Origin of the sequence: Teichococcus wenyumeiae (assembly GCF_003696345.1) — a bacterium.
Taxonomy (GTDB): Bacteria; Pseudomonadota; Alphaproteobacteria; order Acetobacterales; family Acetobacteraceae; genus Pseudoroseomonas; species Pseudoroseomonas wenyumeiae.
In genome coordinates, this window is record NZ_RFLX01000070.1 from 1 (window position 1) to 10,040 (window position 10,040).

Consider the following 10,040-nt stretch of genomic DNA (forward strand, 5'->3'; position numbering starts at 1 on the left):
GCGCCCAAGCAGCATCCTGATCCTGCTGCACCCTGAGTCACGCGGCCGAACTCGCCCTCCCGTCAAACAACTTGCCAATGCCCGCGGAAGGCCAGCATTTCCTCCACCATCCGCAAGCTGAGGGGAAAGCGGAAATAGAGCCACACCGCCTGGCTGATGATCTCGGCCGGGAAGCGATATCCGGCGAAGCTGGGGCAGGCAGGTGCGGTCATCCCACCCGACTACCCGGAGGTGGAACGCTCGGGCAAGCTGGCGGCCGGCCAACCTGACGGTGCCGTTGCAGGCAAGCCAGGGCGACCCCGCCGCCGGTCAGACAAGCTGCACGCCGACAAGGCCTATGATCATCGTCGCTGTCGTCAGGCTTGTCGCCGGCGCGCCATCAGGCAGCGGATTGCGCGCCGCGGCATCGAGAGCAGCCAGAGGTTGGGCAAGCACCGCTGGGTCATCGAGCGCACATTCGCCTGGATCAACCGTTTCCGCCGCCTGGCCATCCGTTATGAGCGCCGTCTCGACATCCACCACGCCCTCACCGCGCTTGCCTGTTCCGTCATCTGCCTCAACGCACTTCAGGAGAGGTTTGAAAGGCGCTATTAAAGCCCTGGCGACAGGTGATCTAGCATGCCATTCTGCCATGGTTCACGGCATTGCCCCTTCACCACCCTGCCCGTCTTTGCTCCTATACGTTGATGAGTAAGTCCCGCCTCCAACACCGACAGCTAGAAATCTTCCGTGCAGTGGTGCGGAGTGGCAGCGTCACTGGCGCCAGCCGAATCCTTGGCATAAGCCAGCCCGGTGTTAGCAAGATCCTTGTTCAGACTGAGGACCTTTGCGGTTTCTGCCTGTTCGAGCGGCGCCATGGACGGCTGGTGCCAACCCTGCGGGCGCTCAGTCTGTTCGATGAGACGGAGCGTCTTTTCGTCGGCATGGAGCAGATCGAGCGTTTGCTGGAACGGCTGCGGGCAGAGGAGCCGCGTCGCGCCGTCATCGCCTCCATCCCTGTTCTAGCACAGGAACTAATGCCTCAGGTGGCGCGCCGCTGGCTGGATACGCCGGGGGCGGAGCGCTTGGCCGTCACCACGCGGGATGCCGGCGGGGTCATGGCCATGGCTGCATCCCGTCGTGCAGAAGTCGGCTTGATGAATCCGGCGCAGCGCGTGCCAAGCCTCCGCAGCTTCCTGATTGCCCGGCCGCGCGCGTTATGCGCCCTGCCGCTGGGCCACCCGCTGGCAGCACGGGCTACCATCCGCCCAGCGGATTTGCACGGGCAGCCCTATATCGGCATCTCCCGCCACGAGGGGCAGCAGACCATCATCGACCGGCTGCTGGAGGATGAAGGAGTGCGCCCGATTGAAGTGGCTGAATGTCCGCTGATCACCGGCGCGACGGGCATGGCCACGGCTGGGGTTGGTATCACCTTTACCGATGCCTTCGCGGCCCGCCCCTTCCTGAGCCGTGGCCTGATCCTGCGCGACTTCGCCCCCGCCGTGACCTTCGAATACCGCGCCATATGGTCCGAGGGGATGAGCAGTCAGTTCGACCGCACTGCCTTTTTGCGGCTGCTGGGCGAATGCGCCGAGGCCATTTTGTCGGAAACGCCGCCTGAAGGGGTCACCCGACTGTCATAACCGGCGTTTAGCACCATAACCAAAGTTGGGCTGCCGAGCCGGGCTACAAGCATGGCAGCCTCGCTGTGTGAGCACGCAGCAGACACCCTTCGCCCCTGGCTTTGTCGAGTGCCCCTATTGGTGGGATCTCGCTCCTCCCCCGCGGCCCGGTTCGCCGGCGCCGCTGCCGGAGGCCGCGGAAGTCGTCATTATCGGCGGCGGCATCGCCGGTCTTTCCACGGCCATTGAGTTAGCACGCGGCGGGGTGAAAGCCCTGGTACTGGACCGCGAAGCCATCGGCTGGGGCGCCTCCTCCCGCAATGGAGGCGCGCTTTCCGGCGCAGGCAGCCTCGGCCGCGCGCGGTCGGACCTGCACAAGGCGCTGGATCAGAAGCTGCTCGGTGAAATGGTCGAGGAAGCCGAGGCCTCCTTCGACGAGATGGGATCCTTCCTGCAGGCGGAAGGGGTTGATTGCTTCTTTCGCAAGACCGGCCGCTTTGTAGGCGCGCACGCCCCAAAGGCACTCGATACGCTGAAGCGTCGGGCGGAGATGCTGAACCGCACAGGGCGTGACACTGCCACAATCCTCGAACGCAGCCGCGTAGGGGAGGAGGTGGCGACCGGCCTCTACCATGGCGGCCTGCTGATCCAGCGCGCCGGTTCCCTCCACCCCGGCCTTTATGTCCAGGGTCTAGGGCGGGCCGCGGCGGCGCGAGGCACCACGCTGCGGGGCGGCGTCACCGTCACGGGGCTGGCCGAAGAGGGCAACGGCTACCGGGTACGGACAAGCCAGGGAGATGTGCTGGCTCGGCATGTGATGGTAGCCACCAACGGCTATACGGGGGCTGCCACGCCCTGGCACCGCCGTCGTCTCGTGCCTGTCGCCAGCTACATGATCGCTACGGAGACGCTGGGGGAGGAGCGCGTGCGCGCCCTGCTGCCAAAGCTGCGTGTCTATGGCGATACAAAGAAGGTTCTCTACTACTTCCGCCCTTCACCGGATTTCACCCGCATCCTGTTTGGTGGCCGCGCCAGCTTCATCGACGCCGATGCGCGCCGCGCCGCTGCCCGTCTGCACGGCTTCCTGACTGGTCTGCTGCCGGACCTCGCCGGGGTGCGCATCACCCATGGCTGGAAGGGGAATGTTGCCTTCGCGCTGGACTACCTTCCGCATGTGGGCCGGCAGGAGGGCATCCATTATGCGCTGGGCTGCAATGGCAGCGGCGTCGTCACCATGACGCATCTCGGGCGTGTAGCCGCGCGGCAGATCCTGGGCGGCGCCAACCGCCCCTCGGCCTTCACTCGCCTGCCTTTCCCGACCATGGCCGGATACGGCGGCCGCCCCTGGTTTCTGCCCGTTGTGGGCGCTTCCTACCAGCTTCGAGATCGGTTGGATGGCTGGCGCTCTACCCCCGCGAAAGTCCACTCATGACCGAAGACGTACAGTTCTCGGCAAAGGAGTTCGCCGACCGCCTCGCCGCCCTGCGGCACCGGATGGAGGGTGACGGCGCCGAGGTGGCACTGCTCGACGAGATCGAGCCGATGAGCTGGATCTCCGGCTATGGCAGCTCGCTGAACCGCTGGCGCTGCGTGGTGGTGCCACTGGATGCCGAGCCGTTCTTCCTGATCCGCGCGCTGGATGCCGCACCCTGCCGCCAGCGCACCTGGATCCAGGACATCCGGACATACCGGGACTGGGAAGACCCAATGCCGGTATTGGCCGCTGCCTTGGCCACGCGCGGCCTCGCGGCGGCACGCATCGGGCTCGACTTCAATTCCTACGCCATGTCGCTCAGCCGCTTCGCGCAGCTGAAGGCGGCGCTGCCGGCCGCCACGATAGTGGATATGGGCCCGGTGGTGAACGAGCTGCGGCTGATAAAGTCGCCCGCTGAGATCGCCATCCTGCGCCGCAGCGCGGCCGTGGCGGATGAGTCACTGCGCCGAGCCGCCGCCGCCTGCATCCCGGGTGGCAGCCAGCGTGACGCCGCGCGCATCGCGGTTTCCAGCTATGTCGAGCTGGGCGCCGACCCCAGCCCCGTCGGCCCCATCAGCGCCGGCACAGGCTGGGATTTCCTGCACGGCCATCTGAGCGACACGCCGCTTTCTCCGGGCGATGTGGTGCATATCGAGTTGGTACCGCGCATCGCCGGCTACAGCGCGCGCATCATGCGTTGCGTCACTCTCGGCAAGCCCGCGCCAGCGCTAGCCGCCGCAGCGGAGACCCTCATCGCCTTACAGGATGAGCAAATCGCGGCGCTGCGCCCCGGCGCGCGGGCGCATGATGTGGACGCCATCCTGCGCGATGGCGTCATCCGCTCCGGCCTGCGCCCGGGCTACGACAACATCACCGGCTACACCCTCGGCCTCTACGCGCCGCAGACGCCGCGCACGAGCGACTTCACCCGCATCCTCCATCCTGGCGCCGACTGGACCGTCGAGGCGGGCATGGTCTTCCACATCTACGCCTCGGCCGGCGGTGTCTCCATCAGCGAAACCGTCCTGGTGGGCGAAGACGGGCCTGAACTTCTGACCCGCTTCCCCCGAGGTCTCATCATCAACGAAAACGGGAACTGATTATGTTCGAAGCTGTTAAGACTGGCCTGGTTGCCTCCAAGGGGCCGATCTCTGGCGTTGTCCGCAAAGGCCCGCTCGTCATCACCGCGCAGATCCCGAAGGATCCCGTCACGGGCACGATCGTCGAGGGCGACATCACCCTGCAGACGCGCCGCACGCTGGACAATCTGCGTATCGCCATGGAAGGCGCCGGCGGCTCCCTGGCCGATGTCATGATGGTGCAGGTTTATCTGGTGAATGGTACCGATGCGGCGGCGATGAACGCCGTCTGGCGCGAGGTCTTCACCGATCCCTTCCCCTGCCGTGCCACGGTGGTGGTAAAGGAGTTGCTGGCACCGGGCATGCTCATCGAGGTGATTGCTACCGCTCATCTGGGCCCCGTCTGAAATGTCTGACCCCAAGATGCGCGACGCGGCAAGTCCGCACGCCATCGTGGTGGGCGGCGGCGTGGCGGGCCTTTCCGCCGCGCTGAACCTGCTGCGCCTGGGCCAGGCGGTCACACTGATTGACCCCTTGCCCTCGCCCGGCGGCGCCTCCTTCGGCAATGCCGGTCTGGTTTCGGCGGATACAGTGGTGCCGGTAGCCCTGCCCGGTATGCTGCGAAAGGTACCGGGCTGGCTGAACGATCCGCTCGGCCCGCTTTCCGTCCGCCCCGCCTATCTGCCCAAGGCCATGCCCTGGCTGATGAAATGGGTACGCGCCGGCCGCCTGGAACGGGTGCAGGAAATCGCGAAAGCGATGCGGGCATTGCACATCAATGCCTTCCAGGATTGGAAGGGCCTGCTGGGCGAGGCCACTTTCCGCGACCTGTTCCGCCAGAACGGCCAGGTGCAGATGTGGGATTCTGCGACGGAGACCACGACCGGCCGTATCGAGCGCGGCCTGCGCGAAGCCTATGGCATCCGCAGCGAGGAACTCAGCACGGACGATCTGCGGCAGATGTTCCCTGGCTTGGCGCGCGATGTGGTGCGCGGCGTGCTGATCCCCGGAAACGGGCATATCGTCAGTCCGCCGCGACTGGTCCGCACCATGGCCGAGTTGTTCCGCGCCGAGGGCGGCACGGTACTGGCTGAGCGCGCGCTGAAGCTGATCCCCGAAGAGGGGGGACGCTGGATGGTGTTCACCAATATCGGCAACCATCGGACCGATAAGGTGATCCTGGCCGGCGGCGCGTGGTCAGGGCAGTTGCTGGAGCCGTTGGGCATCCGTGTGCCGCTAGAAACCGAGCGCGGCTATCACGTCATGCTGGCTAATCCCTCCATCGATCTGCGCTACCCGATCCTGCACAAGAGCCGCAGCTTCGGCATGACGCCGATGGAACACGGCATCCGGGTCGCAGGCACGGTGGAAATCGCCGGGCTGGAGGCCGCGCCGGATGAGCGGCGCGCGAAGATCTTGCACGAGCATGCGAAGCGGCTCTTCCCGGATTTGCAGTCAGAAGAACCGGCTTTCTGGATGGGTCATCGCCCGTCCTTCCCGGACAGCCTACCGGTGGTGGGCCCCGCACCAGGGCATCCTGGCCTCTTCCTCTGCTTCGGTCACAGCCATTTCGGTATGACGGGCGGGCCGCCCGCAGGCAAGCTGGTGGCGCTCCTCGCGACGGGGCGCCCCCCTTCGATCGACCCCGCTCCGTATTCTCCGGCCCGGTTCTGACGAGAAAATGCGGGTGGCCCCCCCGCACACAACATCGATGTTGCGCCACGCATAACCAACTGGGAGTTCCGAGATGCCAGACAATTCCCGCCTACTAATCCCCAACAGGCGCCGCTTCCTGACCCTGAGTGGCGCGGCCCTCGCCGCCCCCTGGATTATCGCCGGCCCCGCCCGTGCAGCTGGCCAGGTGATCGTCCGCACGCCGGGCGGCGCCTATGACGACGTCATGCGCCGCCACGTCTACGAGCCGTTCACCAAGGAAACCGGCATCACCGTGATGCCCGTGGCCGCCACGGTCGCCAAGCTGATGGCCATGTTCCGGGCGAACAATGTCGAGCTGGACCTGATCGATACGGGTGACGGCCCGCTGGTGACGCTCGGCCGCGCCGGCGCGCTCGAGCCGATCGACTACGGCAGCTGGAAATGGAGCAAGCCGGAGGACGTTGCCCCAGAATACCGCCACGAGTTGCGCGTGGCGAACTTCGTCTATGCCTCCGTGCTGGCCTATAACAAGGAAAGCTTCCCGGACGGCAAGAACCCGAAGAGCTGGGCCGAGTTCTGGGACGCCGGAAAGTTCCCTGGCCCGCGCATGCTGGCCGATATGGCCAGCAGCTCGCCCGACCTGGAATTCGCCCTGCTCGCCGATGGCGTGCCACGTGACCAGATCTATCCGATGGATCTCGACCGGGCCTTCAAGTCGCTCTCCCGCATCCGCCCGAATATCCGCAAGTTCTGGGACACTGGCGCGCTTTCGGCGCAGATGCTCTCGGACAAGGAAGTGGTGCTGGGCTCCATCTGGAACGGCCGCCTGCAGACCTTGATCGACAAGGGCGCCCCGCTCGGCTTCGAGTGGGCGGAGAACATGATCCAGGTGCAGTCGCTCAGCATCTTTAAGGGCTCACCCAACAAGGCCAATGCACAGAAGCTGGTCGACTTCATGATGCAGCCGTCGGTGCAGGCGAAGTACTCGAAGGACCTGGAATACGGTCCAACCAACCTCAAGGCCTTTGACATGCTGCCGCCTGAGCAGGTGCAACGCATGCCGGGCAGCCCGGCCGCGCGGCAGGGGGGCTTCATGCGCAATGTGGAGTGGCTCGAAGCGAACCGCGACAAGGTGAACCGCGCCTGGTCCCGCTGGATCCTCGGATGAGCGGGGAGGCTTTTTCTGGAGTCCGCCTGGACCGGATCAGCAAAGTCTATGGCTCAGAGACTGTGGTCAGGGACATTTCCCTGACCATCCCCCAAGGCGAGTTCTTTACGCTGCTCGGTCCCTCGGGCAGTGGTAAGACGACCACCCTTTCCATGCTCGCCGGCTTCACCCTGCCGAGCGCGGGCCGCATCTTTATCGATGGGAAGGACGCGACGCAGGCGCCGCCCCGTGCCCGCGGCCTCGGCATGGTGTTCCAAAACTACGCGATCTTCCCGCATCTCGACGTGTTCGGGAATGTCGCCTTCCCTCTCACTGTGCGGAAGGCGCCCAAGCCCGAGATCGAACGCCGAGTTGCCGAAGCGCTGGCCATGGTGAAGCTGACCGGCTTCGAACGCCGCTTCGCCCGCCAGCTCTCCGGTGGCCAGCAACAGCGCGTGGCGCTGGCACGCGCCATTGTCGGCCAGCCGCGCGTCGTGCTGATGGACGAGCCGCTGGGCGCGCTCGACAAGAACCTGCGTTACCACATGCAGGTGGAGATCAAGGAGATTTCCCGCCGCCTGGGCATGACCGTGGTCTACGTCACGCATGACCAGGAGGAGGCGCTGACCATGTCGGACCGCATCGCCATCATGGACCGTGGCCGCATCGCGCAGATGGGGCCGCCCCGCCATGTCTATGAGCGGCCGGACAATGCCTTCGTGGCGAAGTTCCTGGGCGAGGCCAACCTGCTCCGCGCGCAACGGCGGAACGGGGTGCTGCGCGGCGGGGCCGATGCGTCCTACGAGGTGGCGGCGAACCGCCCGGGCCTGACGGAAGGGCTGGTCTTCATCCGGCCAGAGAAGGTGAGCCTCCTGCCCACTGGCACCACGCCGGCGGCCAACCATGTCTCAGGGACCGTGCGGCACACCAGTTTCCTCGGCAATGTCGTGCGCTATGAAGTGGCGCTCGCGGGGGGCGAAAATCTCCTCTGCGACACGACGAACGCCTCTGGCACCGTGTTGCAGCAACCCGGCGAACCGGTCCTGCTGGGCTGGCAGGCGGCCGACGCCCTTCTGCTGGAAGGATAAGCCGATGCCGCTTCGCCATTTCGCGAAATGGGCGCTGATCGCTCCGGCCCTGGCGCTGCTGCTGCTTCTCTTCATCACGCCCATCGGCTGGTTCATCGCTGAATCGCTAGCCGAACTCGGCAGTGCTGAGGAAGTCTGGCTGGAGGCGCAGGGGGTGCTGGGATCGCGCGCCATCTTCGGCGCCATCGTGAACACCAACATCATCGCGCTGACCGTGACAGCGATGGTGCTGGTGATCGGCTATCCACTCTCCTACGCGCTGTCTCGTGCGCGAGGGCTGGCTTTCTCGCTGGTGCTGATCTGCATCATCCTTCCCTATTTCACCAGCGTCATCGTCCGTACCTATGCCTGGATGGTGATCCTCGGGCGCAACGGGCTGATTAACCAGATGCTGCTCGGCCTCGGTCTCGTCTCAGAGCCCGTGGATCTGCTTTACAACCGCACCGGCGTCATCATCGGCATGACTTACGTGCTGCTGCCCTACATGGTGCTGACGCTCTATGCCGCGATGAAGGCGGTGGACAACCGTCTCCTGCAGGCGGCAGAAGGGATGGGGGCTAGTCCGTTCACGGTCTTCGCCAAGGTCTTCCTGCCGCTTACTTTGCATGGCGTGACGGCAGGCTCGCTGATCGTCTTCATCCTCGCCCTCGGCTTCTTCATCACCCCCGCATTGATGGGTGGCCCCAGCGATGTGATGATGGCCATGCTGATCGAGCGCGAGATTGAATTGTCGCAGAATTGGCCTATGGCGGCGCTGATGACGATCGTGCTGCTGGCCATCACCCTGGTGCTCTATGCCGTCTATGCCCGCTTCGCAGACCGCACCGAGGAGGGCTTCGCACGATGACCGGCTCCATCCTGCGGCTGGCAGCCATCCGCATGCTCGTCATCCTGCTCTGCACGGCGATGCTGGCGCCGATCGCCATCGTCATCATCGCCTCCTTCAGTGGTGACGGCTACCTAAAGTTCCCGCCGGAGAGCTTCTCGCTGCGCTGGTACATCCGCTTCCTGGGTGACCCACGCTGGATTGCCTCGCTGTGGAACTCCTTCCTGGTGGCAGCGATGACCTGCCTGCTTTCCACCGCGCTCGGCTTCCTCGCCGCCTATGCCATGGCGCGCGGAGCCTTCAGTTTCCGCCGGGTCATCACCGCGCTGCTGCTGATGCCGCTGATCGTCCCCCATGTCGTGACGGCCATCGCCATGTACTTCCTATCGGCGCGGCTCGGATTGATCGGTTTCCGTCCATGGATTGCCGTGGCGCATAGCGTGGTGGCGCTGCCGGTCGTGCTCGTCATCCTGCAATCCGCCCTGAAGACGGTGGACCCCAATCTGGAGCGCGCCGCAATGATCTTCGGTTGCTCCCGCATGGGCGTCTTCCGCCGCGTGGTGCTGCCGCTGGCCTTGCCGGGCCTGATCTCCGCGATGCTGTTCTCCTTCCTCACCTCCTTTGATGAGCTGGTGATTTCCATCTTCCTGGCTGGCATCCGGGCCGAGACCTTGCCCGTTCGGATATGGAACAGCTTGCTGCTGGAGGTGGAGCCAACCATCGCTGCAGTCAGCAGCCTGCTGATCGGCGTCACCTGTCTAGCGCTGATAATGGAATGGGCGGTGCGCCAAACGCGTGAGCGCAACGCCACGGCCATGCGGTAACGCGCCGCATTTCTTGGGCTGGCGGTTTCCCTTGCCTCTGTTGAGAGACCGCCAATCCAGGGATACAGCAGGGCCTATTCGGGCACGCCCGCCCTTAACAGCGCCTTTCAAAACCGTCTCTGAAGTGCGTTGAGGCAGATGAGGGAGCAGGCGAGAGCGGTGAAGGCATGGTGGGTTCCGCTGCAAAGTTCGTAGCAAGTCGCAAATGGCAGGGGTAGGCATTGGCAAGTTGATGGGCGGTGGTCGGAACAGCTGAGCTAGGGCAATCTGACGGGATGACGGCAGACTGTCCCACCTACCCTGGATACCGCTTCCCGGCGGAGATCATCAGCCATGCCGTCT

General features: G+C 65.1%; 9 protein-coding genes and 3 pseudogenes. 11 read left to right on the forward strand and 1 reads right to left on the reverse strand.

Going from position 1 to position 10,040, the window contains the following annotated elements; genetic code table 11:
* Positions 1-80: 80 nt before the first annotated feature.
* Positions 81-212 (reverse strand): annotated as a pseudogene (locus EBE87_RS26625) (IS6 family transposase); the annotation flags it as partial.
* Positions 213-282: 70 nt separating this feature from the next.
* On the opposite strand from EBE87_RS26625, the pseudogene EBE87_RS26630 reads away from it, so the two are divergent.
* The 11 genes and pseudogenes from EBE87_RS26630 to EBE87_RS26675 form a co-directional block, all read left to right on the forward strand.
* A pseudogene (locus EBE87_RS26630) lies at positions 283-594 on the forward strand (transposase); the annotation flags it as partial.
* Between the two features lie 92 nt (positions 595-686).
* A pseudogene (locus tag EBE87_RS30580) lies at positions 687-866 on the forward strand (LysR family transcriptional regulator); the annotation flags it as partial.
* A complete protein-coding gene (locus tag EBE87_RS26635; RefSeq protein WP_233560236.1) occupies positions 867-1,625 on the forward strand; it encodes a LysR substrate-binding domain-containing protein in 759 nt (252 codons plus the stop codon).
* Positions 1,626-1,692: 67 nt separating this feature from the next.
* Complete coding sequence (locus EBE87_RS26640) at positions 1,693-3,036, forward strand: NAD(P)/FAD-dependent oxidoreductase (RefSeq protein WP_122140271.1); 1,344 nt, start codon at positions 1,693-1,695, stop codon at positions 3,034-3,036.
* Positions 3,033-4,178, forward strand: a complete 1,146-nt coding sequence (locus tag EBE87_RS26645) for a M24 family metallopeptidase (RefSeq protein WP_122140272.1) — start codon at positions 3,033-3,035, stop codon at positions 4,176-4,178. The genes EBE87_RS26640 and EBE87_RS26645 overlap by 4 nt, the downstream gene beginning before the upstream one ends.
* Positions 4,179-4,180: 2 nt before the next feature.
* Entirely contained in the window at positions 4,181-4,564 is a 384-nt protein-coding gene (locus EBE87_RS26650) for a RidA family protein (RefSeq protein ID WP_122140273.1), read from the forward strand.
* 1 nt (position 4,565) lies between these two features.
* Positions 4,566-5,831: an NAD(P)/FAD-dependent oxidoreductase gene (locus EBE87_RS26655; RefSeq protein WP_122140274.1), complete on the forward strand. Its 1,266-nt coding sequence runs from the start codon at positions 4,566-4,568 to the stop codon at positions 5,829-5,831.
* 73 nt (positions 5,832-5,904) lie between these two features.
* Entirely contained in the window at positions 5,905-6,981 is a 1,077-nt protein-coding gene (locus EBE87_RS26660; protein WP_122140275.1) for an ABC transporter substrate-binding protein, read from the forward strand.
* Positions 6,982-7,043: 62 nt separating this feature from the next.
* Positions 7,044-8,048: an ABC transporter ATP-binding protein gene (locus tag EBE87_RS26665; protein ID WP_233560239.1), complete on the forward strand. Its 1,005-nt coding sequence runs from the start codon at positions 7,044-7,046 to the stop codon at positions 8,046-8,048.
* 4 nt (positions 8,049-8,052) lie between these two features.
* Positions 8,053-8,895 (forward strand): ABC transporter permease, encoded by an 843-nt coding sequence (locus EBE87_RS26670; RefSeq protein WP_122140277.1) that lies wholly within the window; start codon positions 8,053-8,055, stop codon positions 8,893-8,895.
* Positions 8,892-9,698: an ABC transporter permease gene (locus EBE87_RS26675; RefSeq protein WP_122140278.1), complete on the forward strand. Its 807-nt coding sequence runs from the start codon at positions 8,892-8,894 to the stop codon at positions 9,696-9,698. Before EBE87_RS26670 ends, EBE87_RS26675 begins: the two co-directional genes overlap by 4 nt.
* Positions 9,699-10,040: the final 342 nt, after the last annotated feature.

What these genes read in the sequence shown, in the direction of transcription:
- EBE87_RS26645 (WP_122140272.1), top strand. Translation starts at nt 3,033, where the DNA reads ATGACCGAAGACGTACAGTTCTCGGCAAAGGAGTTCGCCGACCGCCTC.
- EBE87_RS26650 (WP_122140273.1), top strand. Translation starts at nt 4,181, where the DNA reads ATGTTCGAAGCTGTTAAGACTGGCCTGGTTGCCTCCAAGGGGCCGATC.
- EBE87_RS26655 (WP_122140274.1), top strand. Translation starts at nt 4,566, where the DNA reads ATGTCTGACCCCAAGATGCGCGACGCGGCAAGTCCGCACGCCATCGTG.
- EBE87_RS26660 (WP_122140275.1), top strand. Translation starts at nt 5,905, where the DNA reads ATGCCAGACAATTCCCGCCTACTAATCCCCAACAGGCGCCGCTTCCTG.
- EBE87_RS26670 (WP_122140277.1), top strand. Translation starts at nt 8,053, where the DNA reads ATGCCGCTTCGCCATTTCGCGAAATGGGCGCTGATCGCTCCGGCCCTG.
- EBE87_RS26675 (WP_122140278.1), top strand. Translation starts at nt 8,892, where the DNA reads ATGACCGGCTCCATCCTGCGGCTGGCAGCCATCCGCATGCTCGTCATC.